Source organism: Periweissella fabalis, from assembly GCF_012396505.1.
Lineage (GTDB): Bacteria > Bacillota > Bacilli > Lactobacillales > Lactobacillaceae > Periweissella > Periweissella fabalis.
In genome coordinates, this window is record NZ_JAAXPN010000001.1 from 330212 (window position 1) to 354854 (window position 24643).

Annotated in this window: 25 protein-coding genes; 18 read left to right on the forward strand and 7 right to left on the reverse strand. The window is 36.5% G+C overall.

What is annotated here, in order from left to right; translation table 11 throughout:
* Positions 1-80 precede the first annotated feature (80 nt).
* Positions 81-983 carry a hypothetical protein gene (locus HF964_RS01765; RefSeq protein WP_168721327.1) on the reverse strand — a complete coding sequence of 301 codons (903 nt, stop codon included), beginning with the start codon at positions 981-983 and terminating at the stop codon, positions 81-83.
* 435 nt (positions 984-1418) lie between these two features.
* On the reverse strand, positions 1419-2291 hold the full coding sequence (locus HF964_RS01770) for a hypothetical protein (RefSeq protein WP_168721328.1): 873 nt from the start codon (positions 2289-2291) through the stop codon (positions 1419-1421).
* Positions 2292-2631: 340 nt separating this feature from the next.
* Between HF964_RS01770 and HF964_RS01775 the strand changes: the two genes are divergently transcribed.
* On the forward strand, positions 2632-3585 hold the full coding sequence (locus tag HF964_RS01775) for a hypothetical protein (RefSeq protein WP_168721329.1): 954 nt from the start codon (positions 2632-2634) through the stop codon (positions 3583-3585).
* Between the two features lie 56 nt (positions 3586-3641).
* Here HF964_RS01775 and HF964_RS01780 read toward each other — a convergent pair whose 3' ends face one another.
* From HF964_RS01780 to HF964_RS01790, 3 genes are read right to left on the reverse strand one after another with little or no spacing between them, the layout of a single operon-like run.
* On the reverse strand, positions 3642-5570 hold the full coding sequence (locus HF964_RS01780; RefSeq protein ID WP_168721330.1) for a copper-translocating P-type ATPase: 1929 nt from the start codon (positions 5568-5570) through the stop codon (positions 3642-3644).
* A gap of 23 nt (positions 5571-5593) precedes the next feature.
* A complete protein-coding gene (locus HF964_RS01785) occupies positions 5594-5965 on the reverse strand; it encodes a cupredoxin domain-containing protein (protein WP_168721331.1) in 372 nt (123 codons plus the stop codon).
* Positions 5966-5997: 32 nt separating this feature from the next.
* Positions 5998-6435, reverse strand: coding sequence for a CopY/TcrY family copper transport repressor (locus HF964_RS01790; RefSeq protein ID WP_210726974.1), 438 nt, complete (start codon positions 6433-6435; stop codon positions 5998-6000).
* Between the two features lie 463 nt (positions 6436-6898).
* Between HF964_RS01790 and HF964_RS01795 the strand changes: the two genes are divergently transcribed.
* The 13 genes from HF964_RS01795 (at position 6899) to HF964_RS10040 (ending at position 17969) form a co-directional block, all read left to right on the forward strand.
* Positions 6899-7516 (forward strand): restriction endonuclease subunit S, encoded by a 618-nt coding sequence (locus HF964_RS01795; RefSeq protein WP_168721332.1) that lies wholly within the window; start codon positions 6899-6901, stop codon positions 7514-7516.
* Positions 7516-8838 (forward strand): N-6 DNA methylase, encoded by a 1323-nt coding sequence (locus HF964_RS01800; protein ID WP_168721333.1) that lies wholly within the window; start codon positions 7516-7518, stop codon positions 8836-8838. The genes HF964_RS01795 and HF964_RS01800 overlap by 1 nt, the downstream gene beginning before the upstream one ends.
* Before the next feature lie 357 nt (positions 8839-9195).
* Entirely contained in the window at positions 9196-9282 is an 87-nt protein-coding gene (locus HF964_RS10080) for a hypothetical protein (protein ID WP_476742309.1), read from the forward strand.
* 118 nt (positions 9283-9400) lie between these two features.
* On the forward strand, positions 9401-9643 hold the full coding sequence (locus tag HF964_RS01805; RefSeq protein ID WP_168721334.1) for a hypothetical protein: 243 nt from the start codon (positions 9401-9403) through the stop codon (positions 9641-9643).
* 188 nt (positions 9644-9831) lie between these two features.
* On the forward strand, positions 9832-10590 hold the full coding sequence (locus HF964_RS01810) for a DNA-methyltransferase (RefSeq protein WP_420850117.1): 759 nt from the start codon (positions 9832-9834) through the stop codon (positions 10588-10590).
* A 233-nt stretch (positions 10591-10823) separates the two neighbouring features.
* The gene (locus HF964_RS01815) at positions 10824-11693 is read left to right on the forward strand and encodes a DNA adenine methylase (RefSeq protein ID WP_168721572.1); all 870 of its coding nucleotides are present in this window, start codon (positions 10824-10826) and stop codon (positions 11691-11693) included.
* Positions 11694-11784: 91 nt separating this feature from the next.
* A complete protein-coding gene (locus HF964_RS01820) occupies positions 11785-12387 on the forward strand; it encodes a PD-(D/E)XK nuclease superfamily protein (protein ID WP_246220223.1) in 603 nt (200 codons plus the stop codon).
* A gap of 161 nt (positions 12388-12548) precedes the next feature.
* Positions 12549-13133, forward strand: a complete 585-nt coding sequence (locus tag HF964_RS01825) for a hypothetical protein (RefSeq protein ID WP_168721335.1) — start codon at positions 12549-12551, stop codon at positions 13131-13133.
* Between the two features lie 132 nt (positions 13134-13265).
* Positions 13266-13448, forward strand: coding sequence for a hypothetical protein (locus tag HF964_RS01830; protein ID WP_168721336.1), 183 nt, complete (start codon positions 13266-13268; stop codon positions 13446-13448).
* 226 nt (positions 13449-13674) lie between these two features.
* Positions 13675-14961: a UDP-N-acetylglucosamine 1-carboxyvinyltransferase gene (locus HF964_RS01835; RefSeq protein ID WP_168721337.1), complete on the forward strand. Its 1287-nt coding sequence runs from the start codon at positions 13675-13677 to the stop codon at positions 14959-14961.
* A 132-nt stretch (positions 14962-15093) separates the two neighbouring features.
* Positions 15094-15609, forward strand: a complete 516-nt coding sequence (locus HF964_RS01840; protein WP_168721338.1) for a hypothetical protein — start codon at positions 15094-15096, stop codon at positions 15607-15609.
* A 323-nt stretch (positions 15610-15932) separates the two neighbouring features.
* The gene (locus HF964_RS01845; protein ID WP_168721339.1) at positions 15933-16733 is read left to right on the forward strand and encodes a YdcF family protein; all 801 of its coding nucleotides are present in this window, start codon (positions 15933-15935) and stop codon (positions 16731-16733) included.
* A gap of 171 nt (positions 16734-16904) precedes the next feature.
* On the forward strand, positions 16905-17969 hold the full coding sequence (locus HF964_RS10040; RefSeq protein WP_168721340.1) for an ElyC/SanA/YdcF family protein: 1065 nt from the start codon (positions 16905-16907) through the stop codon (positions 17967-17969).
* 73 nt (positions 17970-18042) lie between these two features.
* On the opposite strand, the gene HF964_RS01855 is transcribed toward HF964_RS10040, so the two are convergent.
* Entirely contained in the window at positions 18043-19728 is a 1686-nt protein-coding gene (locus tag HF964_RS01855) for an alpha-glucosidase (RefSeq protein ID WP_168721341.1), read from the reverse strand.
* Between the two features lie 118 nt (positions 19729-19846).
* Entirely contained in the window at positions 19847-20698 is an 852-nt protein-coding gene (locus HF964_RS01860) for a hypothetical protein (RefSeq protein ID WP_168721342.1), read from the reverse strand.
* Between the two features lie 448 nt (positions 20699-21146).
* Here HF964_RS01860 and HF964_RS01865 point away from each other — a divergent pair, with 448 nt between their 5' ends.
* The 4 genes from HF964_RS01865 to HF964_RS01880 all read left to right on the forward strand — a co-directional run bounded on the left by HF964_RS01865 (position 21147) and on the right by HF964_RS01880 (position 24636).
* Positions 21147-22511, forward strand: a complete 1365-nt coding sequence (locus tag HF964_RS01865; RefSeq protein WP_168721343.1) for an Nramp family divalent metal transporter — start codon at positions 21147-21149, stop codon at positions 22509-22511.
* Between the two features lie 15 nt (positions 22512-22526).
* Positions 22527-22976, forward strand: a complete 450-nt coding sequence (locus HF964_RS01870) for a universal stress protein (protein ID WP_168721344.1) — start codon at positions 22527-22529, stop codon at positions 22974-22976.
* A 136-nt stretch (positions 22977-23112) separates the two neighbouring features.
* Positions 23113-23268, forward strand: coding sequence for a hypothetical protein (locus HF964_RS01875; RefSeq protein WP_168721345.1), 156 nt, complete (start codon positions 23113-23115; stop codon positions 23266-23268).
* Positions 23269-23466: 198 nt separating this feature from the next.
* A complete protein-coding gene (locus tag HF964_RS01880; RefSeq protein WP_168721346.1) occupies positions 23467-24636 on the forward strand; it encodes a hypothetical protein in 1170 nt (389 codons plus the stop codon).
* The last annotated feature ends 7 nt before the right edge of the window (positions 24637-24643 follow it).

A 24643-nucleotide genomic window follows, 5' to 3' on the forward strand; every position in this document is an offset into this window, starting at 1 on the left:
CGGCTAGCTCGAATCTCGAGTTAGCCGCTTAAATTAAGCCAATTTATTTAGTTTTTAGATCCATCAGTAATAACTACTTATTAACGAATACTTGCAGCCATCTTAACAGCTGTTTCTGGATCATGAGCAGTAAGGGTAAAGACAATATTACCATCTTGCCACTTAATTACTTGATCACGCATCCGTGGAGTAATGGTACTGTTAAATGAGATTTGACCAACGCTCTTAGGAGCTGGTAAGAAGTATTGATCTAACCAGTCAAGCACTTGGTGAGCAAGGGGATCTGGCTTTTGATTAGCTAATGAATTAGCTTTAACACCAAGTGACCAATTACCTTCATTCCAGTAGAGGTTACTGTGACCAGCACCTTGATCATAAAAGGCGGTGATTCCAGATTTTAAACCGGTAACTGGCATGCCACTAAAGGCATCCTCTGCAACAATATAGCTGATTTGCTTTTTAGCTTCGTCTGCAGAATTAAAGGTTTGCTTTTGTAAGACAGCGTATGGGTTTTGCTTAGTAACAGCAGGACTATTAAATGCAAGTGGTTTGTCACCAACTGTGTAATTAATAGTGTAGTTATTGTGATTACCGGTATAAGCAATATTAAGATTTTCACTGCCTTGACCTAACCCAGTTACTTGTGGTAGAGCCACTTTACCTAATTTAGCTTGTAAATCAGTATTTAAAACCTTAATGCGATCACGTTGAGGGGTTGGTTGGGCTTTGATAAGGCGATCAAGAGCCCGCTTAGCAGATGGATTATTTTGGAGAGTATTATTGTCATTACCAACAGTAGCAATTGGACTACCAGCATTAGAATTATCAACATCATTATTATTAGTGTTTGAAGCTGAGCTACTTGAAGAAGTTGTACTACTTGAATCAGCAGCATTATTTGAACCTGGTTGGCTACAAGCTGCTAAGGTTCCGGCGATAAGGGCAACAGGGACTACTAAGCTTAGTTTCTTAAAATTTAACATAATTACATCCTTTCAATATTGGAAAGCTTTGAGTGAAAATAGGCACTAATATATTTAATAAAAAGGTATCGATGACAGGACTCGAATACGATTTTAAAACTTTTAGCGAAAAGGTTTACGCATCGGCCTTATTAACAGGTTGTTACCAAAAAATTACATTTGTGTAACAAACATAGTAATCATTATACGGAGATATTCAAAATTTGCACTGTATGTGTCAAATTTGAAACTAATATCTTAAAAAAATTTAAATATTGTGATTAGTTGGGGTTAAAACTATACAATACCTTTTTTTTATGGTAGCTCAAAGAGCTATTGTATAACTAATAGTTAATCAAGAAATTGGTCTGTATTTTGTGATACTCTCCCAAATCAATAAAAAAGGTAACTCAATAATACTTTATCCAGCATCATGAATTACCTAAGCATATTATATTAGTGCATACTTGCTACCATTTTAATGGCAGTTTCTGGATCATTGGCGGTAAGGGTGAAGACCATTGTACCATCTTGCCACCGAATTACTTGGTCACGTATTTCAGGAGAAATGGTGCTATTAAAAGCAATTTGACCAACTTCTTTAGGTGCAGGTAAATAATAATGATCTAACCAATCAACAACTTGGTGGGCTAAGATGTCTGGTTTTTTATCATCATTAATATCAGTCTTAACACCTAGCGACCAATTACCTTCATTCCAATATAGATGAGTATTTCCAGCTCCTTGATCATAAAACGCAGTAATGCCTGCTTTTAGACCGGTAACTGGCATACCACCAAAAGCATCTTCTGCAACAACGTAACTAACTTGTTGCTTAGCTTCATTTGCTGAACTAAAGGTTTGTTTTTGTAAAACCGCATATGGATTTTGACCGTTAACTGCTGTTTTATTAAATTCAAGGGGTTTATCGCCAACGGTGTAATTAATTGTGTAATTATTATGATCACCATTAAAAGTAATATTAAGGTTTTGATTTCCTTGCGTTAAGCCACTAACTTGAGGCAAAGCCACGTTACCAAGTTTTTCTTTTAAAGAAGTGTTTAAATCTTTAATTCGATTTCTTTGAGTAGTTGGTTGAGCTTTAATCAAGCCAGCAGTAGATTCCTCTGCCGCGGGGTTATCTTGCGTCGTTGTTGTATCGATGCTAGATGAATTTCTACTGGGATGCGGATCTGAATCAATTGTATTTGTAGGGTCAGATGAACTACTTGAATTAGTTGTCTTAGAACTTGCTTGACTACAGCCAGCTAAAGTTCCTACTAGTAATGCCACCGGAATTACTAAACTAAACTTCTTGAAAGTTAACATATCTTAATTTCCTTTGCTAGGTGCTAATAAATGTATGATTATGCTTTATTCATACTATCTTATATTCTTAATTAAAAATTATGAATATAAATAATTATACGGATTATTAGTGCAGATAGCAACAGTATCTATAAGGTAACTAAAAATCGTTTAAATAGTAATAGTACACACAGTACAATATCTCAAAAGTCAAAACCAAGCCAACATGGGGTGAAATCGCAGGTCAATACAAAAGCCGTATTTAACTAGCTAAACTTAAATGGAGCTAGACAGATATTAATAACGTTTCATATTAATAATAGTATAATGAAGGTAACTTATAATGAAGGGTGGGTACCTAATGGCATACGATGATTATGATGAACCTTATGATCGTGATGAATATCTGGATAGTTTTGATCATGAAGATACTAATTATGATGATATTGATTACGATCCAGAAATTGATGAAACCTTAGACCATGATTTATTTGGCTACCCCAACGACTTACCAGACGAGGAAGAGGTGAGTAATCCAGCATTATTTAATGCTGATGGAGGGTTAAAGGACGATCCCATCATCACTCAACAAACGGCTTATGAAAGTCAAATTTTCGGTGATTATCCAGTTGGTGGCTATGATTATCCTAATCCAAGTGACTTGTTACCCGGGGATGAATTATATCATCCAGGGATGTATCCAGAGCAAATCGAAGCTAATCCATTGGCATTTCAAACGGGTATCCCACCAATTGGATTACCTAGTACAATGGACTATGGTACACCGTACGATGATTTTCTTGACGACAACGGAATTGTGGATGTCTTAGCTCCCAATTATCTGGGACCAATTTATTGGAATGATAACTTGAGCCTGTTAGAATGGCAAAATCTGTACACGCGTAACTATATCTGTGGGATTGATCCTTATACATATCGACCATATAATGTTTTGGCACCGTACTACTGGTGTTTTGATTATTCACCAGCGGAATGGGATGCCTTATACGCAGCTAATATTGCTAGTGGCGGTAATTATGTCAAACCTATTAAGCACGTCAAAGAACCACAACCTACCCAAGCTACAGCCACTAATGAACTAATCAGTGCGGTGGCTCCCAAGGTAAATGGTGCTAAATCAGTGGAAGAATTAACATATTTTGGTAAGCCGTTAACTCCAACACAACTTAAAGTCCGCAAATTCTTGGATGTCCATCCGGTAATGACTCGACTTGGGAAAACCATAATCTATCTCATTATCTTGATTCGTGGGATTTATGCAGTTTATCAAATCATTCAGTGGGTACAAAATTAAAAAGATAGCAAAATACCCTTATCGCCGCTATGTTACGATAAGGGTATTTCCTTCTATTATGCTGTTGTAGTGTGAAGTGTAATTTTACTTTTACCTAGTAATACTGAACTAGTCACAACCGATAATGAACTAAAAGCCATTGCTAAACCAGCAATTTCGGGGCTTAAAGTCAAACCTAAGCCGTAGAATAGACCAGCTGCCACCGGAATTCCAAGCACATTGTAGATGAAGGCCCAAAATAAGTTAAGCTTGATGCGATTAAAGGTCTTCTTACTTAGGGCTAAAGCCGTATCAACATCGCGTAAGTCATTTTTGATAAGGACAATCCCACCAGCATCAATCGCAATATCCGTGCCCGAACCCATCGCAATGCCGACATTCGCCGTAGTGAGGGCAGGAGCATCATTAATTCCGTCCCCAACAAAGGCCACAGCACCACTATGTTGCAAGTGCTTGATGTGATCCGCTTTGTCAGCTGGTAAGACATCGGCAATAACTTCATCAATCCCAACTTGATTGGCAATTGATTCAGCAACACGTTGGTTATCACCGGTTAACATAACAGTTTTTAAGCCCCGAACATGTAGGGCGGCAATCGCTGCTTTAGACGTCGCTTTCGGTGCATCCTGAATCGCAATTAAACCAATGACTTGATTGTTCAAGCCTACAAAGACGACGGTTTTGGCTTCATTTTGGAGCGTTTGCATTTGAGTTTTTAATTCAGCACTGATTTGCACATCAGCGAGTAACTTGTCATTCCCAACAAAAGCTTTTTGGCCATTGACTTGCGCTTGCACACCTTTACCTTCAATCGCTTGGAAGTCTTGGACTGGTGTCGCAGCAATAGCTTGGGCTTTTGCATACATGAGAATGGCGGTTGCCAAGGGATGTTCAGATGATTCTTCCAAGCCAGCGGCGACAGCAATGATTTGCTTAGCATCACCAATCACATCCGTAACTTCCGGTTTTCCAACGGTAATTGTCCCAGTTTTATCAAAGACCACTGTTTTAACATCGTTGACGGCTTCTAGAACTTCTCCGTTTTTAATCAAGATACCCATCTTAGCTCCTCGACCAGTCCCAACCATCAAGGCAGTTGGTGTTGCTAATCCAAGCGCACAAGGGCAGGCAATTACCATGACAGAAACCGCAAAGATTAACGCATCAGCAACGTTAGCTCCAAGGGCAACATACCAAACTAAGAAGGTTGCAATCGCAATAATTAAGACGATTGGGACAAAAATATCTGAAACTTTATCGGTTAAATTTTGAATTGGTGCGTGACTATTTTGGGCTTTTTTAACCAGTTCAACAATTTGGGCCAACATCGTGTCATTACCAACTTTTTCAGCTTTAAAGATGAAGGTTCCAGTACTATTGATTGTTGAACCAATTACGTTATCACCGGTAGCTTTTGAAACCGGCATACTCTCACCAGTAACCATTGATTCATCAATCGTTGAAGTTCCTTTGACAATCGTGCCATCAACAGCTACTTTTTGGCCAGGTTTAACACGGATTAGATCACCTGCCACAATTTCAGCTAGCGGAATTTTAACAAATTGACCATCCCGTTGCACTTCAGCTTCTTTCGCTTGTAAGTTAATTAGCTTTTCAATCGCACTGGAAGCATTATCACGCATTTTTGCTTCTAATACTTGCCCAAGTAAAACGAAGGTGATTACGAAAGCGGCACTTTCAAAGAAGACCGCTTTGCCAGTCAACATCGCGTAAATACTGTAAATGTAGGCCGTTGCGGTTCCAATGGCGACGAGCGTATCCATATTCGAATGGTGCTTTTGGAATGCCGACCATGCACTAATGATAAATGGACGTGCAGCTATAAGCATTACTGCAGTGGTTAAGGCAAACATTGTCCAATGACCACCAGGAAGCATAAAGTGGGTGAAGGGCATTAAAATCATATCGACTAACATTGGTAGTGAAAGAATTAATGCTGCCCAAAAACGAGTTGTTATTTTCATTTTTACCTCCAATTGAGTATAAATTACTTAATAATGACTTTACCGTGGAACATGTCCATGCCACAGGCCCAAGTGTATTCACCAGGCTTGCTGGTGTCGATGTCAACGGCAACTTGCTTATCTTGAGGTAAGGCTTGGTTGATGCCAAAGTCTGAAAAGACAACATGATCAAGACAGCTTGAGGCATCCTTACGTGTAAAGTACAATGTCGCTGGCACTCCATGTTCAAGCACAACTTCCTCTGGTGAGTAACCACCTTTAACTTCAATATCGATATCTTGGTGGTTATTAGTTATTTTGGCTGTCCCGGTTGCAACAGCATGTTTACCAAAGAACCACCAGATGATGAAGCCAATTAGGGCCAGCCCAATAAGTAGAATAAGTATTTTAAGCATAATAAGCTCCTTTTAAAATAGAATATAAGTAATTAACAACATTTATTACAAGAACCATCAGGTAGACAGTCACAGTGCACTTTAAGCGGGGCAGTCTGAAGTTTAAGTGATAAAACAGCTTGCATAGCAGCTATATCAGCTTGGCTTAAAGTTGTTTCCTCAAGTAACTTTAGCAAGAGGGGGCCTTTTTCCATGGCACAAATTTGTCTGAACAATTCACTCGTGATTTGTTGGACAGCGGGGGCTTCGTCAATTAATGGAGTATAGATAAAGCGCCGACCATCTTTAGTTGTTTGCAAGTATTGTTTACTAACTAAGCGGTGCAGTAATGTTTTAACAGTTGATTCAGACCAATCTTTTTTAAGCTGGATTAAATTAATAATCTCAGAACTGCTAGCTTGGCCTTTTGTCCAGATAATTCGCATTAATTCCCATTCAGCACTTGTCATCTCAGTACCATTTACATCCATTATTGGTTTCTCCTTTCGTAATAGAATTCTTTCTATAATCTATTCTTACACCATCGTTTACATTTGTAAACATAAATGCACAAAAAGATGTAAGTAATCATTCTTTGTGGAAATATAATTGCTTTAAACGATTTAAACTAGTATATTAATAGTTGTAATAAAGTTAAAGTTCACTTTAAATGTTATTTTTACTCCATTTATCGCGAAAGTTAAAGTTATTTCAAAAAATAAACTTCTTTCTTATTTAACATGTGGTTGTGCTGACTGGCAGCTTGTGGCGGTTCGAATCCGTCAACAATCATTGGGTGAGGTGACTTACTCGAGTTAACTTCACCTTAACTTGATAGAATATGGTTATTAAAATCATATTTAGATTATGTCTATTAGTTAGAATTAGTTGGCTCATAACCAACCATAATCGTAAGCACACATTAATTGTATAAAAAAATTATGGGAGCCGCAGATGAAGTTAAATGATTTAGTTAATTTACGTACTGGTGAGATTATCACACGAATTGAAAAACGTGGTGTAATCAACGACCAGATACAACCAAGCACTTCTAACCAGTTACACTTATATGAAAAGGCAACCTTTACTAAGGAAGCTGGGTTTTATGTTGTTGATGCCAGCCCGCGCTATTTAGTGCCAACTAAAATAAGTAAGACCCTTAAGCCAGTTGAGCTAGGTAGTATGATTGTTTCAATTATGAGTACTGAAAGTGCTATTACAACTGGATTTGATGCCAATCAAATCCCATACTTGCTAACAGCAAATTACGCAGAAATTACGGTTCAGCCCGATGGACCACTTGATGTAGGCTACCTTAATTACTGGTTTAATGAAACCGATGCTGCCCGTCGGCAATTGGAATTGGCCAATGAAGTTAAGGGTGCGACCATTAAACGTTTGAATGTAACTAAGATTTTAGATTTTGATATTACGTTACCTGATATGGCTGAACAAAAGCGGATTGGTCAAATCTATCAAAATGCATTAACAATACGTGCCTTAGAACAAGAGCAAACTCAATTGGGATTCCAATTAACAGTTGCCAAATTAGCAAAACGAGGGCAGGACTAATGGACAGTAAAACACAACAGCAGTTTAATGATTTTTATCGGAATGCACGTAGTCAAATTAAGGATAATAGTCTAGTTGAGCAGTTAATCGTAGTATTATTTTTATCAGCCATGGCTAAACGTGAAACATCGTTAAGTCAAGAGCTTGCTACATACATACAAGTTAATAATTTTGATTTGATGCAAGTTTTGACAATTACGAGAATCGCCCCAACAACCGATCCAGCCAATGCTGCTAGCTGGGACTTTGTTCATGAAACGTTGACTGGTAAAGAGGATCATGTATTAGTTTATCAGCAATTTATCGGTTTGTTGTATGATACAAAGAACCAAACAACTGACACGGAAGTCTTTGCGGTGTTGCTTGAGATTGAAGCAAGTGATAGCAAGACGGGCGAATATGTGACACCAATTGGGGTTAACCAATTGCTAAAACAACTCTTGGCCGTCCAAGCAGGTATGACCATTTTGGATCCAACTAGTGGTTCGGCCGGTACGTTATTAACGTTGGGGGCCGACTATTCAGACACGCAATACTATGCACAAGAAATTAATTTGCGCGTAGCAAGTTTGGCGCGCATCAATGCATTCTTGCATGGCATTGATAATGAGCATTTCCATTTAATTACCGGTGATACGTTAGCGACTGATCAAATTGATAATTTAAAAGTTGATCTTGCGGTCGGGGTACCACCATTTTCACTTAGTTGGAATACGCAAAATGTGGAAAACGATCCGCGCTTTGCCGCCGGGATGGCACCAAAATCTAAAGCCGATATGGCGTTTATTCAACACATGTTATACCACTTAAATGAATGTGGCCGCATGGCAGTTATTTTGCCGATGGGGGTGCTTTTCCGGGGGAATAGTGAATTACGCATTCGGGAACAATTAGTTGAAGCCAACTTAATTGATGCCATTATCGGCTTACCAGCCAGCTTATTTATTAATACTGGTATTCCAGTAGCGATAATTGTATTAGACAAACATAAAGCCACTGAGGATATTTTGTTCATTGACGCAGCCCAATTAGGTGATCGAGAAAAACGGGGCCAACAAGTATTAACCAAGACGGCCATCGATAAAATAACGGATGCCTATCAAGCGCGCGAAAATGTGGCGGCATTTGCCCAAGTGGTCTCAAATGATACCATCGTTGAAAATGAATTTAACCTCAATATTCCACGCTATGTTGATACGTATGTCAACAAGCCCCAAGTGGATATTGTAGCTACCAAAGAAAAACTTGATTGCTTGGCAGTGAAGTTGGCCGCATTGAAAGCGGAAAATGAGATGTTGTATGGTGATGGTTACAGTAAGTAACTTAAGTTGAACTATATTAATTTAGTGGATGAGCAAATGGCTATACCACATAAATCAACAATACAGCGGATGCAGGGATAATGGTTGACAATAAGTATATAAATAATAAAGAGTTTGTTAAATATATATGAAATAGATTTTGAAAATGTTGATTTAATTATCTTAAAGATAAGACCGGACAAGGTATTAAATGTGCGATAGCATTAATTTTAAAATCTAAATATATTAACGATATAACTCGGGCAACATATGCTGTGATGAAAGCGACTGAATATCGCATGTTACAACAGCTGTGCTTACTAATCTTGACGTAATCAACATGGACTAAATGGTAGTAACCAGCCGATCCACGGTGTAATATTTGATGTAGCCTGGCTATGGGAAGAGTATCTCAATACGTTGCTAGCACCAGAATTTATTCACCCGCAGAATAAGTTAAAATAGGGCGGAATTTCACTTTTTAGTAATCGCCAAAGGACGGTTTATCCAGATTTTTATAGTCAAGACAAATCGCTAATTACGGATGCAAAATACAAACGGATGGAATTGACTGAAAAGGGGATTGGTCGATCAGATTATTAGCTATGCTTATGTTATGAAGGCCAATAGTGCCGGTATTATTTATCCTAGTATACGAAATGAAGATGCGAAGCTGAAACCAATTGGAATACTTGACGGATATTGGGCTAATATTTTTAAGTATGGATTCACGATTCCACAGAATGTAGAAAGTTATGATGAGTTTGTGGATCAGATGAAATTAGTGGAAAATGAATTAAACATGTCTAATGTGTTGCATTTATAATGCAGTAAAAATGTTTCTAAGTTTAATTGTAAAGTTGGCCTAGCTATCAATTAAATCCATTTAAGGCGACTGACTCAAGATTTGAATCGGTCGCTTTTTTAGTAAATATACCCCCGTAAATCAAAGATTAATGACTATAATCAACATTATTACGTATATTCTTTTAAACAAATAAAGAGGATGTACTCATGCAAATGAAACCAGTTTATAAAACTTCTGATATTTCGATTTTTCAAGCTGATTGTCTCCAATTACTTAAAGGTATGCCTAGTAACTCGATTGATGTGATTGCTACTGATCCACCGTACTTTTTATCAAATGGTGGTATTTCTTGTCAAAATGGCAAAATGGTTTCAGTGGATAAAGGGGACTGGGACAAGGAAACAACGTACACAATGGAAGAGTTCTATCGGATATTTTTAACTGAGGCAAAACGGATTTTGAAGGCCAATGGGACAATGTGGATTTTTGGAACAATGCATAATATATACACAGTTGGGTATTTACTGAAGTTATTGGATTTTAAAATCTTAAATAATATAACGTGGCAGAAGCCTAATCCAGCTCCCAATCTATCAAAGCGAATGTTTACCCATTCAACCGAAACCATTTTATGGGCTAAGCAACAAAAAGGCCGCCAGTATTTTAACTATGAAGCGATGCTAACGTTAAACAATCAAAAGCAAATGAAGGATCTTTGGATGATTGCAACTCCGCATAAATGGGAAAAGAAATTTGGTAAGCATCCCACACAAAAGCCAATTGAAATTATGGAACGGATCATATTAGCTAGTACCAATGTTAACGATGTTATTTTAGATCCATTTATGGGTAGCGGGACAACACTTATAGCTGCCCAAAGGCTTGGTAGGCGAGCCGTGGGAATCGAATTGGAAAGTGAATTTATTCAAATGGCTATTAATAGATTAGAAGATCTTAGAAAATGATCGAATGTATGTTCTTATCTCGTATTTTGTGATATGATTTAATCATAAAATACAAAAGATGGAGAATTAATGCCATGAACAAGTTAAGTGAATTAGCGCGCTTGAATGGTTTTACGATGAAGCAGTTAGCTGTTAAAGCAAATATTCCGTATACCACTTTAATGTCAACCGCTAAGCTACCGTTTGAAAATTGGAAGCAAGATTATCAAGATCAATTATGTGCAGCCTTAGATATGGTGGTTAAAGAACTTGAAGAAGAAATGACAGGAGTAGTTGTTTCACCGTTTATTAAGTGGGTTGGCGGTAAACGTCAATTATTACCACAACTAATTGAGTTATTGCCTAACAAAAGTGAAATTAATACATACTTTGAGCCTTTTATTGGTGGTGGTGCTTTATTTTTACGTTTGCAACCAACTAAAGCAGTAATTAATGATTTTAATAGTGAACTGTCAAATACTTGGGAAGTAGTTCGTGACAACCCAGAAGAATTGCAAAGTATCTTGAGCGAACATCAACAGTTTGATTCAAAGGAATACTATCTCAATTTACGTTCAGCAGATCGTGATGAACGTATAACAAAGATGACGAAGGTTGAACGGGCAGCACGTTTTATTTATATGAATAAAGCTGGTTACAATGGTCTATGGCGGGTGAATAGTAAGGGGCAAAATAACGTTCCTTATGGGGCACATAAAACGTTAAATCTAGTAAATGAAACAATTATTAACGATGCAAGTTACTTGCAAGCTGCTGACTTAACGATCTTAACAGGCGACTACAAAGATGCGGTTGCCACGGCTGATACCGGTGATTTTGTGTATTTTGATCCACCATATATTCCAGTAACTACAACAGCTGCGTTTACTAGTTATACGGCTGATGGGTTTGGTTTAGTGCAACAAGAACAACTACGTGATACGGTATTAGCTCTAACAGCACGTGGAGTTAAAGTTATGCTATCTAATTCCGATGTTCCATTGATTGATGAGTTATACAGCGATCCGATTTTTAAAATTCATCGAGTAATGGCAACACGCATGGTTAATTCTAACGGTAAGGGTCGTGGTAAAGTCGGTGAAGTGATCATAACTAATTATTAGATTACTTACAGTTTCTACGAATTAGAGTTGATCAAACTAAAATAATATTCCATACTATTACTATTAATGTAAAAGTATGGAGGTTTTTTGAATGAAACTAGGTGGTACAGGTGGTGCTAACACTAACCGCGGTGGTTTAGAATTTGAAAAAAACACAGATCTTAGTGCACGGATTGTTAGGGATTTATCGGATAGTTATCGATTAAATTTAATTACAGTAGAACCAAGTGCACTTAATTCAAAAGATCCTGTGTATGAAGTAATTCGTTTGGCTGACTATAAAAAAATCGGCTATATCACAAAGCAATTTCAGTTTTATAATGTGATGAAAAATGAGTACGGTGTTGAAAATCAAAACCATAAAAAGTGGAAGCCAGATGAAGTGTTTTTTAACCTCGAAACAAACACTGTTTTCATTGTAGAGAAGAAGTGGCAACAAGGAGCTGGTTCGGTTGATGAAAAGATCTTTGGTTTTGTTAATAAACGGCGACTTTACCAACTTAATTTCAATGTTTTAAACAAGGAACCCAAACCAACTGTTGAATTTTTAGCTTTATTTAATGCCGACTGGTGGTTACATGGTAATAATGGTAAAAACATGGCAAGTTATCAAGATTACTTTGATAACTTACGGATTGATGGTATTAAAATATTCTTCGACGAGTATGACTATTGGTGGTTTGGTTTAAAGTAATCACTTATTCAAAGATTTTACTCCCTTAAACCCAAAACACCGCACGAGATACCCATTCTCATGCGGTGTTTTTACGTTCTTCAAGCCCCATCAATGCATCTTGCACTATCCTGCCGTACAATAAGAGTTAGTCAAACGATTAATTTTTCGAGGAGGGGCGTATGCGAAAATTCGTCTATACGATTTTGATGCTGTTAGTACTCGCAATGGGGGTGGGAGCCGGAACGTTAATCGGCTATCACTACAATGATGCTGCGGATGCTGTTACAGCGAAGCACTTTAATAAAGCGCAAGCAGACCTTAATAGTTTAAAAAGCGAGAACCAAAAAGCCAGTTCATCAATCAGCAGCCTAAAAGATGCCTTAAGTTTTGCTAGTAGTGTTTCAACAGCTAATTCCACGCAACCACCACTATCAAATACGGAATTAGCAATGGCGGCCTATCTTGATATGAATGGGACTACACCAGTAGCTAATTTGGAACGCTTTGGAGCAGGGGCAGAACTCACATTTGACAATCTAAGCGATGGTCAAATATCAATTAGTGCAGGTTCTACTGCTAGCACTGTGCTAGTTGATATTAATAGTGAGACCGTTAATATCAATCCAGACCCACAAACAGCAACACCTGGTGATATTAAGTCAATGACATTCAGTATTAATGATCTGAACCAACGGTATGCACCATACCAAGCACAATTAGATGCAATTATTGCGACTGCTAGTGACGACAATCAAGGAAATTAAAAAATGAAGCTGTGATATAAATATCTTTAGTAGTGCTTAGTAACCGAGTTGGTTTGATAGGAGTAATATTAACTTGTTTAAGTTTTGGTATTTTTAAACAAAAACAAGATTAACTGAAATGGGGATAGAAAAATGTTTGAACATATTGCGGGGATTGTTTCGATTATTATTGCTTTGTGTGAGTTTTATTTTGCAAGTCAATATTTTAAAATAGTCAAAACCCAAGGTGCTTCATCATTTAGTTTATTGGCAATCTGGAGTAGTGTTGCTTTTGGTATTATCCTACTTATTTTAGGACTTCCATTAGCTCTATAACTTTTAGGTATCTGTCATTTGAAAAATACCTCCTTGAAGAAAAATTTTTCAGGGAGGTATTTTAGTATGTTTATCAATATAGCATGACTTTTGTAACATTTTTTTAGTTGCACGTTAGTCTGCAGCAGATAACTATACTTTTATAACTAATTTACCTATAATATAAGTTATATAGTCTGTTTAGGATATAATCAGATACGAAAAATTTAATGGATAGAGGTTACGTATGCAAGAAGATCAATTTATCGCTATCAATAAATCACAGGCAGTACAAGGGAGCATAGCTATTCAAGGTTCCAAAAACAGTGCCTTAGCATTAGTGGCTGCCGCTTGTCTAAATGATCAACTGGTAACACTTAATAACGTTCCTGACTTACGTGATTTTCGCTTAATTACCCAAATGTTAACTAAAATCGGTATTATCACATATCGTGAAGATGATGCATTTTTTATTGATGCTAAGATGGTCACAGATTATCATCTTGATAAAGATATTACAGCAGATTTTCGTGCATCTTATTATTTCATTGCACCAATTCTACAAAGATTTAAAAAGGTATCCTTGTCCTATCCTGGTGGTGATGATTTTGGTTCACGACCAATTGATCAACACCTAAAAGGTATGCGAAAACTAGGTGCTCGCATTGAAGAACAAGGTGACCACTACACGGTATATGCTGATAAGTTAATTGGTACTGAATTTCATTTTGAAGTAATTACTTCAGGTGCAACGATTAATCTAATGTTACTAGCGACATTAGCACATGGGAACACAACGCTAACTAATTGTGCCAGTGATCCAGAAGTTGTGGATGTTGCCAAGTTTTTGAGTTTAATGGGGCACCGAATAATCGGAGCTGGTACAAATAAAATAACAATCATCCCCAGCCAAGGGCACCCAAAACACCCCATAACATACACTGCCATTCCAGATCGCTTAATTGCAGGTTCATTTTTAATGTTACCAGGTATTCTTGGTGGTGAAGTCACAGTTACAAATGCCATCCCCGAACACTTAAATAGTTTAATTTTTGCTTTAAAAGATATGGGATTAGAAATTACGCAATCAACAGCTGGCTTAACCTCAAGGAAGGTTAAGCCTTTAAATGGAATGCGGTGTGTCACCGGCATGTATCCATTATTTGCAACTGATTTACAACAACCATTGACAGCTTTAATGTTATTTGCTGAAACAGATAGTTCAGTACAAGATAATGTATATCACAATCGTTTTAGTCACGTAGAGGAACTAGCTAAAATGGGAATCAAACTTCGACGTGAGGAAAACATTGCTTACATTGATGGTAAACAATATTTAAATTTACAAGGCGAACACGACGTCAATTGTCGTGATGTCCGTGCGGGAACGTGCTTGCTATTTACAGCTTTAGGAACTGATGGGGAAACTCGCTTACACGATGTTAAGCACCTTTTTCGTGGGTATGAGAATCTAGTTGCTAACCTAAATAAGCTAGGAGTTAATATTGAATTGCGTTCAGAAGTAGGGGTATGAATTAGTATACATTGAAACGACGGAAAGTCCTTTTCGTCGTTTTTGCTATATTCGTCAGAAGTTACATCTTTTGCCTTTTGATGATAGACATAGTAAGCTCGAATTGACAAAGCTATTAGCATGGAGGACGTTATGAAACTAAATAAACGCGGTTACATAATTGGTGGACTAGTATTAGTCACAGTTATACTTGGTGGTAGCCTTTTTGGTAAAGAATTCTGTAATACGAATTTCAGTCGATTTAACAAATCAAGTTTAGAAGTCAAAAAGGGGAGTTTAACCGCATCAAAAATTCACCAAAATGATGCCTTAGCTGTCACTGCAAGTTTGGCATATGCTATTCATCAAATAAATAGCCCTGAATTTAAAAAATTAACTTTTGATAATAATCTCAAATTTATTAAAAGTCAGCCTAGTACTAATTTTAAGGTCTACCATTTTGGTACTAACCAACCAATGCAGCCATATTTTGCAATAACTGGTGCTAAACAAGATACAATTAAATATTTTACGTCTGCAGGCTCAACAATCACAACTGTTAAACTCTCGCATGTAATTACATACCTAAATACTAATTATTCAGATGAGCAGTTAACACATTTTACTGAAAAAATTTCAGTTGAAAACGATGTTGCTATGGATCGTTAGCTTACGCGTAATTTTCATATTTCACATGAATCGGAGGATATACTTTGAGTGCATATCAAAATGTAGTTACATTTCAAATGGTGCTTTTTGCGTGCGTTATTACAATAATTTTAGCTATTAGTTTATACCTTTTGTTTAATTATCGACCACTTTCATTACTAAATGGTCTATTGGTGATTCCATTGGTGTTTAGCTCAGTGATTAGCCTAATATTAATAGGGATGCTATTTCATTTAACAATATTTGTGAATATTATCTTAATAATAATGGTTATCGTCATAGCTCTTTTTAGTTTATTTACTTCCTTGCTAGGAATACTGTTATTGTGGAATGCATTACTTGTCTGGCATCGCGAGCAACATTCGTTAGCCAATTCTTTGACTTTAGGGTTGGGGATATATATTATTATCAGTCCGTTTATACTGAATGGTTTGAAAACACTTTTACCCAAAGGCGTATACATCTTTTTAATCGATATCGAAAAATTTACAGTACTTTATTTAATTGGTTGGTTGATTTGTTTTGGTTTATCTTTTTTGGTCTATCGATTGATTAAGCCAAAATATGATAAAGATTACGTGATTGCTTTAGGTGCCGGCTTACTAAATGGTAATCAGATCTCACCATTACTAAAGAAACGAGTCCAACGTGGCTTGGATTTTGCTAATGCGCAATATACTGCGACTGGTCACTATCCTTATATGATTATGTCTGGTGGGCAAGGTAATGATGAAACAATTCCAGAAGCCCAAGCTATGGCGGCTTACGCTCAATCAGTTGGTTATCCTACAGAATATATTTTAACTGAGCAAGCTTCTAAGACCACTTTTCAGAATATGCAATTCTCAAAAAAATTATTATTGCAAAAAGGTTTAAATCCCAATAAAGGGATTTTTGTAACAAGTGACTACCACGTATTTAGAGCCGGAATATTTGCATTTGATAACGGTTTAAAAATCAATGGGTTAGGTGCACGTACTCGCTTGTATTTCATCTATAATGCCTTGATTCGTGAATATATTGCTATTTTAGCACGCTATAAAAAGCTTCACGTTGTAGTACTAGCGTTAATCATATTATTTGCACTCGCAGATAGTCTAATTTCAATATGGTTTATCAAGTAATTAAAAAGGTTATGGCAATACGAAAATCCCGACTGAAAAAATTCAGTCGGGATTTTCTAGTTTTATATCGTATCTAAACTCCTTTTGGAACACTCCCTTTTTAAAATTATTAGCTAGTGAATAGTAAAATTTGCTATTATTAATAATAATTAAAAGTTAGGGGAAGTAATTGTGAATGCAAGTCAACTTTATATACCATTTGAATGGGTTATTTTGGCATGGTTAATAACAATCGGTATTGGCTTAGGCATTGTTATTTTATACAAACACCAACCGATTTCTTTGTTCAATAGTATGTTTTTGATTCCGCTTATAGCCAGTGTACTAGTTAGTAGTAGCCTATTAGCTTTAAAATTTCAATTAATTTTGGTAGCTATTATCTTAAAAGATTTAGGATTAATAATAATCAGTTGCTTAATTTTTATTGGTATTATTTTGACTATACTATTAATTATCCAAACGATATTTATTTGGCGTCAACAAACAAAAGCTTTACGATACATACTATTATTATTGATAGGGTTAATAGCGGTGATGACAGTTGTCACGAGCGTCTTTAGTAATATACTTTCAGTTAAATTAAAAACCCTCTTTACTGACGTTGAGCTATCATTATTTTTATATTTTATTAGTTGGTTAGTTTGCTTTATGACCGCGTTCATCGTCTATCGCGTAGTCAAACCGAGTCTTGATAAAGACTATATACTGATATTAGGTGCAGGTCTATCTGATGGTATTTTTGTATCACCAATTTTACAACACCGTGTTCAAAAGGGATTAGATTTTGCACAAACCCAATTTAACCAGACTGGTAAATATCCATATGTGATCATGTCTGGTGGACAAGGTACTGATGAAACGTTACCTGAAGCGGTTGCTATGGCCAATTATGCTCGCAAAGTTGGTTTCCCACCTGAATATATTTTACTTGAAACAGCTTCGCGAAATACATTTGAAAATATGCAGTTCTCAAAACAAATTTTGCAGGCTCATGGATTAGACATCAAGAAAGGAATCTTTGTTACTAGTGGTTACCATGTCTTTCGTGCTAGTGTTTATGCACACGACAATGGCTTAAAAATTAATGGCATTGGTTCAAAAACACGCCACCATTTTTGGTACGATGCTTTAATCCGTGAATATCTAGCTATTTTAGCCCGCTATTATCGTTTACATTTGCTAGTGCTATTAATATTAGTATTACTTTCTTTAGTGAGTATGTTCGTTAAATTATAATACCTATCGTAAACTAAAAAGCAACAAGGATTAAATTCTTGCTGCTTTTTAGTTTACTATTAAATTCACATGCTTATATCTTTTTAAAGCGATAAATTTTGGCCTCAAATGGTCGCAATAATTCGTGTTGATCATCTAAATAATTACTAAGCAATAATTCAGCCGCATCAGGGATAGGATACAATCTAATTTGACCTTCTTTAGTAAAATTACAAATAACCAGTAATTCTTCATCTTTAGTAAGCCGCTTATATGCATAAACTTCAGCATCGTCAGAATCTAACAATAAATACTCACCGGTAGTGAAAATAGGTAATTCATGGCGTAACTGAATTAATTTTTGATAATGATAAAAAATTGAATCTGGATCAGCTAGTGCCGTTTCAACATTTATTTCAGCGTAATTATTATTTAATTTCAACCAAGGTTGTACAGTACTAAAGCCGGCATAATCATTGGCACTCCATTGCATTGGCGTACGAGCATTATCACGCCCCTTAGCATGCACATACTTTAAAAATGTTTGTGCATCAATAAGTTGCTCTTTAATCACTAGATAATCATAAGCATTTTTAATCTCAATATCATTGTAATCCTCGAGGTGATAATTAGTAGCATTAGTCATGCCGATTTCTTCGCCCTGATAGATGTATGGTGTGCCTTGCATACAATGTAGGAGCGTGGCCAACATTTTAGCTGAAACGACTCGAAATTCAGGACTATCATCCCCAAAGCGACTAACAATCCGTGGTTGATCGTGATTATTCCAATAAAGTGAATTCCATGCTTTGCCAGCTAATTCAGTTTGCCATTTGGATAAGTTTGCTTTTAGCTTAATTAAATCAACTGGTTGATCATTCCATTTGCCTAAAGCTGGGTTAGGATTATTATCAAGTTCCATGTGTTCAAATTGAAAAATCATATTTAATTCAGAGGCATCTAAAGCAGAGTAACGTTTTGCATTTTCAATATCAACGCCTGCAGTTTCACCAACTGTCATTAAATCACTATTATTTAAAACCTGTTGCCGCATTTCAGTTAAGTACTGGTGCACTCGTGGGCCATTAGCAACAATACTATTAGCATCCCCGTAAGTACCACCAACAGGAATTGGTCCATCGGGCAAATTGTCAGGCTTAGATATTAACGAAATAACATCCATTCGGAATCCATCAATGCCTTTATCAACCCACCAATTCATCATTTTATAAATTGCATCACGCAGCGTTTTATTTTCCCAATTCAAATCAGGCTGACCAGTAGCAAAAAGATGTAAATAATATTGATTAGTTGCTGTATCTAATTTCCAAGCTGGACCTGAGAAAAATGAGCCCCAATTATTAGGTTCATGACCATCAACTGCGTCACGCCAAATATAAAAGTCACGTTTGGGGTTATCTTTACTTGATCGACTTTCAATGAACCAAGGATGTTGATCTGATGAATGATTGACTACTAAATCCATGATTATTTTAATACCACGATCATGTGCTTCGGTTAGTAAATTATCAAAAGCTTGCATATCACCAAATTCATGATTGATTGCTTCATAATCAGCAATATCATAACCATTGTCTAGATTTGGCGATACATATACTGGATTGAGCCAAATCACGTCGGCTCCAAGTTTTTGAATATAATCTAGATGTTGTCTTATCCCTTGTAAATCCCCAATACCATCGCCATTACTATCTTGAAATGAACGCGGATATATTTGATAAACAACTGCCTTTTGCCACCATTTAATATTTTCTTTCATAATAACGCTCCTTTTGGTTGCTAATTAATTATGAGTAATTGAATGTTTCGGCCCCATTGTAAGCATTTGTAGTCACGGTGTCAAATACCACTAAATGCTAAGAAAATAAGGTGGTAAATTAATTATTATCTTTATACCAATTAGTACGTATTTTATTAATATTTATTTGCATAATTGCATCACTAACTCGCTTAGTTATTGGTGCTGTTAAATAAAGTTTCTCAGTTTCATAAAGCACAGCAGCTCGATAGGAAGTCAATAATGAATCCATTCGTAGGTTATCTAAGGTATGATAATCAGCGTGTTGGGTTTGATAAAATGCATGTTGTAAATCGCTTAAATTATCATACATAGATGGTGTAAGCATTTCAAAAGGACTAATAGTAGCTGATAAGTTTTTGATAAATTGTGAAAGATAAGTATTGACTAGGTATTCATGTAAAACAAGTGTCTCTCCGATACGATAGCGTGTTAGTTGATAATTAGTATTTGCTTTGATTACTCCAACATAGTGGTAATTAACTAATTTAATTAATATATGTAGATAAGTACTATTTTGATGTAAGTCTTCCAATTGTGTAATTGTAAGTGGATTCAACCAAATTATTGTCGTAGTGTCTTTCATTGTAATGGGCATCAAAACGACTTTAGGCGTAGTAAATGGTAAGCGATTAGTTTGATACGGCCAATGACATTCAGATAATAAATGTTTGTTTACTTGTGCATAGGTATAATAGCTATGCTGAATGAGTAGATTAGCCATACTTATTTTAATGTGAAAAGGGGTTGGATACCTTTGATCAATAATGAATGTAAAATTCGATCCAAGATGTGAAGGTGCAATTAATAAAGTTGTGTTTGCAAGTTCATTAAATTCAGTTTCAGCAACTACGACGTGTTGGTATTGGGTCATTCCTAATTCAATCAAAAATTTTTGATTTGGTGAAGAAAAACTTAGAAAAATATCCATAGTACATGCTCCTGCATCAGTATATAAGTAATAAGCATCAAATCTTGCGACTAAATATATCAATTTTCTAAAACTTATTTTAAGTATATTAAGCTTTAGATAAGAATACAAATAGTTTTTGTATTATGAAAAAATATTATTCAAATGCTTTTATTGAAGTTAAACCATTAATTTAAATAAAGTAGCACTTAAATAAAATTTTATAATCGTAAAGTAATTTTTTTGTAAATAAATTAATAAAAACGTGGTATTTCACAAGTTGTAAGGTTATAATCAAATTGTCAAGTGATTGACTTGACGCAAATAAAACCCTGAAGGAGATCTTAGTTTGTCGAACTCAGAGTAGGTTTTGTTATGCAACGAATGTTCACGAAACGCATTAGATTGTAAAGCGGCACGCTTTGATCGACACGTACTAGGAATCTCCTGTCACATGAAGGAGGAGTTCATGACACAAGATACTCATTTAGCGTTTGCTTCAACTGCTGGTAGTGCCAGTCTAGAAGAAGTAAACAGCACGGTTGCAGTGCCCAAAAACGCCGGCTTTTGGCGCACATTATTTGCTTTTAGTGGTCCGGGAGCCTTAGTAGCGGTCGGATACATGGATCCCGGTAACTGGATTACCTCAATTGTTGGTGGTGCCCAGTATCGGTATCTATTATTATCAGTAGTTGTGATTTCAGGAATTATCGCCATGATTATGCAATACATGGCTGCCAAGCTTGGAATTGTTACTCAGATGGATTTAGCTCAAGCGATGCGTAAACACACGAATAAACAAGTGGGTTTTCTGCTTTGGGTTATGACTGAGCTAGCGATTATGGCGACAGATATTGCTGAAGTTATTGGGGGAGCAATTGCTTTAAATCTATTATTCAACATCCCATTAGTTGGCGGGGTTATGCTAACTGTTTTAGATGTATTTTTATTATTGCTACTCACCAAGCTTGGGTTCCGTAAAATTGAAGCCATTGTGGTAACTTTAATTGCGACAATATTTTTCATTTTTGTTTACTTAGTAGCACTTTCACAACCTAGTATTGCAGGTATTGCGGGCGGACTTGTTCCACAAGCACAAATTTTCCATCATGATCAATTATTATTAGCATTAGGAATTATTGGTGCGACCGTTATGCCACACAATTTATATCTACATTCTTCAATTTCTCAAACGCGGGCAGTTAATCACCATGATCCAGCCGAAGTTAAAGAAGCTGTTCGTTTTAGCACTTGGGATTCAAATATCCAATTAATGGGTGCAACGATTGTTAATGCTTTATTATTAATTTTAGGAGCTGCACTATTTTACGGCCACGGTAATCAATTGCAAGCGTTTGGGGATTTGTACCATGCACTAAGTAATAATGAAATTGCAAAAGGAATTGCATCACCCATCTTATCAACACTATTTGCTGTAGCTTTACTAGCTTCAGGTCAAAATGCAACTATTACTGGAACACTGACAGGACAAATTGTGATGGAAGGATTCATTCATTTAAAGATTCCAATGTGGGCACGGCGCCTTATTACACGATTAATTGCAGTTGTTCCGGTAGTTATTGCCGCAGTTGTATGGGGTGGTACTGAAGGTGCACTTGATAATTTATTAGTTTATTCACAAGTATTCTTATCAATTGCACTACCATTTACAATGATTCCTTTAACATGGTTTACAGGTTCTAAAAAAATCATGGGTCAATATGCTAATCCTTTATGGATTTCAATATTGGCGTGGACTTCAGCCATTGGATTGACCATTTTGAATTTCCAATTAGTCATAAATATCGTGCAACAGTTTATGGCTGCAATTTAGGGGGGAGGTACAATAATGACTGCAGAACAATTTACGTTACCGAAGCACAAAAATATTTTAGTCGGCGTCGATGACTCAGCCGATGCTCAATACGCTTTTTTAGCAGCAGTTAGTCACGCACTAGAAGATGGTGCAATGCTACACATTGTTACGGTCTTTGAAACTGATGAATTAAATGTCTTTCAAGCACTCGATAAAGATGAATTAACTAATCGCCGCCATGCCATTGAGAGGCGCTTAGAAGAATATAAACAACAAGCCATTGATGCCGGTGTCAAAACGGTGCATGTTGTATTAGCAGAAGGTGAACCAGGTGAAACAATTGTCAAAGATGTCATTCCTGATGTTAAACCAGATATTGTGATTGTTGGCTCTGCAACGAAAAAGGGCTTGGGTAAGTATTGGGGGAGCCAAGCTGCTTATATTGCTAAATATGCACCTGTAACCGTGATGGTTGTACGGTAAACATTGAGCAGCCACGTTACAAAACACGGGTAGGTACCAGATAGCATTAGAATAATCCCGACTGAATTTAAAAATTCGGCCGGGATATTCTAGTTTAAGCTAACATCGACTTTTTTACATTTAATAAGGGAAAAATATGTCAAAAAAACGAAAAATTCTTTTAAGTATTTTTGTTGGGTGGTTCATCATTGGGTTTATTATCCAACATTTTTTACAGTCAGAAAGTCGCTGGTTGTACGCTATTTTGATGGCACCGTTTGGTATTTTAGCGGCAAAATGGTTTGAAGACTGATTATCTTATGTTTGAAAACTAGTATTACTAAAATTGATGTTAAGACCAAGAAGCTAGTTTCTTGGTCTTTTTTGCACTATGGAAAGTGAAAAAAAGAATATCAGCATGTTAAACTTTATCTTTAAAATTAAAATACAATTAGCTTTTTTGTTTTAAAATGATACAATAATTAGAAATGAATTTGAAAGGGAGAGTTAAATGCTATCTATCGAGCAACAACTAAATACTTACTTTTCTAAGCAAGCACAACTTTTGCCAGCATCGCCATTAGTACGATTTGACCAACATTTATTCACATTTTCACCCATTCAAGATGTCGAATATTTGTATACTAAACAATCTAATCCCGGTCAATATTTTAAACGTCAAGTGTGCTTTCGTCATGTTTATCCAAGTGATACAGTTAATCCATTAGCAACACCATTGCAAGTCCTCTATAGTTATCACGATACACAGCGACAGACTCCATATCAAAAATTGCACACCTTACTGATAAACTTATTAGTTAATGAACTTGGATTCTCAATGGACGATATTTATTTGATTGTGCCAGATATTCCTAATATTATTGGTGGTTTTAAGCCGCTTTGGCCCGCCCATGTGATGCCAATTCCGGCTACCAGACTGCATTGTAAGCTACCTTTTGCCGGGGATCATTATTATGTCAAAGTGGTCGTTAAATACCATGCTGGCTTGGTGACTGTCGCTAACTTTGTCTTAGTGGCCTATGATAGTAAAGCTAATAATTGCCTGTTAGATAGTGTCTTTTATCCCGAACGGCTAACAATGCTCCAACAATATGCCTTGAGCTTATACGAGGTTGCCGCAACTCAAAAACTGTTTACGGCTTTAGAAGCGGTTTTGCCAACTAAGCAACTCGTACACCTAACAATCAGTGAGTTAACCGCCGCTTTGACGCTCCTTGAACAACTGCCAACTGTAACGGGAGCTAAAAAACACGCCTATACCGTCCGTCGTCTAATCCGGAATGTCTTAACCGAATTAACGGCAGCTGAAATTGAGCCACAACTTATCTGGGATGTTTTTACACACGTATCCAAGCTAAATGACCAACAAACAGCCAGTTTACAACAAGAGTTAGTCAGTTTTACTAAAAGCATTGCCCAGGGGGAACGCCAACTAAAGAAATACGTCCGGCAACAGCAAGATTTACAAGTTGATTCCACACTACTAGACCATATCTATGCATCGTATGGGTTACCGCCTGTATTAGCAGTTAAATGGGTACAAGCGCATAAATATACCATCGCAGCAACCATTCTAGCAAGCATAACACCAAGTCGAAATTTCGCTTTTAATTTCGACGTCACTACTAATCAGTATCATGATCCATTAATCTATCGTTAGGCATTCA

Bases quoted from the DNA above. Each gene is read 5' to 3' on its own strand.
- HF964_RS01765 (WP_168721327.1), bottom strand. From the start codon at position 983: ATGTTAAATTTTAAGAAACTAAGCTTAGTAGTCCCTGTTGCCCTTATC.
- HF964_RS01770 (WP_168721328.1), bottom strand. From the start codon at position 2,291: ATGTTAACTTTCAAGAAGTTTAGTTTAGTAATTCCGGTGGCATTACTA.
- HF964_RS01775 (WP_168721329.1), top strand. From the start codon at position 2,632: ATGGCATACGATGATTATGATGAACCTTATGATCGTGATGAATATCTG.
- HF964_RS01780 (WP_168721330.1), bottom strand. From the start codon at position 5,570: ATGAAAATAACAACTCGTTTTTGGGCAGCATTAATTCTTTCACTACCA.
- HF964_RS01785 (WP_168721331.1), bottom strand. From the start codon at position 5,965: ATGCTTAAAATACTTATTCTACTTATTGGGCTGGCCCTAATTGGCTTC.
- HF964_RS01790 (WP_210726974.1), bottom strand. From the start codon at position 6,435: ATGGATGTAAATGGTACTGAGATGACAAGTGCTGAATGGGAATTAATG.
- HF964_RS01795 (WP_168721332.1), top strand. From the start codon at position 6,899: ATGAAGTTAAATGATTTAGTTAATTTACGTACTGGTGAGATTATCACA.
- HF964_RS01800 (WP_168721333.1), top strand. From the start codon at position 7,516: ATGGACAGTAAAACACAACAGCAGTTTAATGATTTTTATCGGAATGCA.
- HF964_RS01810 (WP_420850117.1), top strand. From the start codon at position 9,832: ATGCAAATGAAACCAGTTTATAAAACTTCTGATATTTCGATTTTTCAA.
- HF964_RS01815 (WP_168721572.1), top strand. From the start codon at position 10,824: ATGGTGGTTAAAGAACTTGAAGAAGAAATGACAGGAGTAGTTGTTTCA.
- HF964_RS01820 (WP_246220223.1), top strand. From the start codon at position 11,785: ATGAAACTAGGTGGTACAGGTGGTGCTAACACTAACCGCGGTGGTTTA.
- HF964_RS01825 (WP_168721335.1), top strand. From the start codon at position 12,549: ATGCGAAAATTCGTCTATACGATTTTGATGCTGTTAGTACTCGCAATG.
- HF964_RS01830 (WP_168721336.1), top strand. From the start codon at position 13,266: ATGTTTGAACATATTGCGGGGATTGTTTCGATTATTATTGCTTTGTGT.
- HF964_RS01835 (WP_168721337.1), top strand. From the start codon at position 13,675: ATGCAAGAAGATCAATTTATCGCTATCAATAAATCACAGGCAGTACAA.
- HF964_RS01840 (WP_168721338.1), top strand. From the start codon at position 15,094: ATGAAACTAAATAAACGCGGTTACATAATTGGTGGACTAGTATTAGTC.
- HF964_RS01855 (WP_168721341.1), bottom strand. From the start codon at position 19,728: ATGAAAGAAAATATTAAATGGTGGCAAAAGGCAGTTGTTTATCAAATA.
- HF964_RS01860 (WP_168721342.1), bottom strand. From the start codon at position 20,698: ATGGATATTTTTCTAAGTTTTTCTTCACCAAATCAAAAATTTTTGATT.
- HF964_RS01865 (WP_168721343.1), top strand. From the start codon at position 21,147: ATGACACAAGATACTCATTTAGCGTTTGCTTCAACTGCTGGTAGTGCC.
- HF964_RS01870 (WP_168721344.1), top strand. From the start codon at position 22,527: ATGACTGCAGAACAATTTACGTTACCGAAGCACAAAAATATTTTAGTC.
- HF964_RS01875 (WP_168721345.1), top strand. From the start codon at position 23,113: ATGTCAAAAAAACGAAAAATTCTTTTAAGTATTTTTGTTGGGTGGTTC.
- HF964_RS01880 (WP_168721346.1), top strand. From the start codon at position 23,467: ATGCTATCTATCGAGCAACAACTAAATACTTACTTTTCTAAGCAAGCA.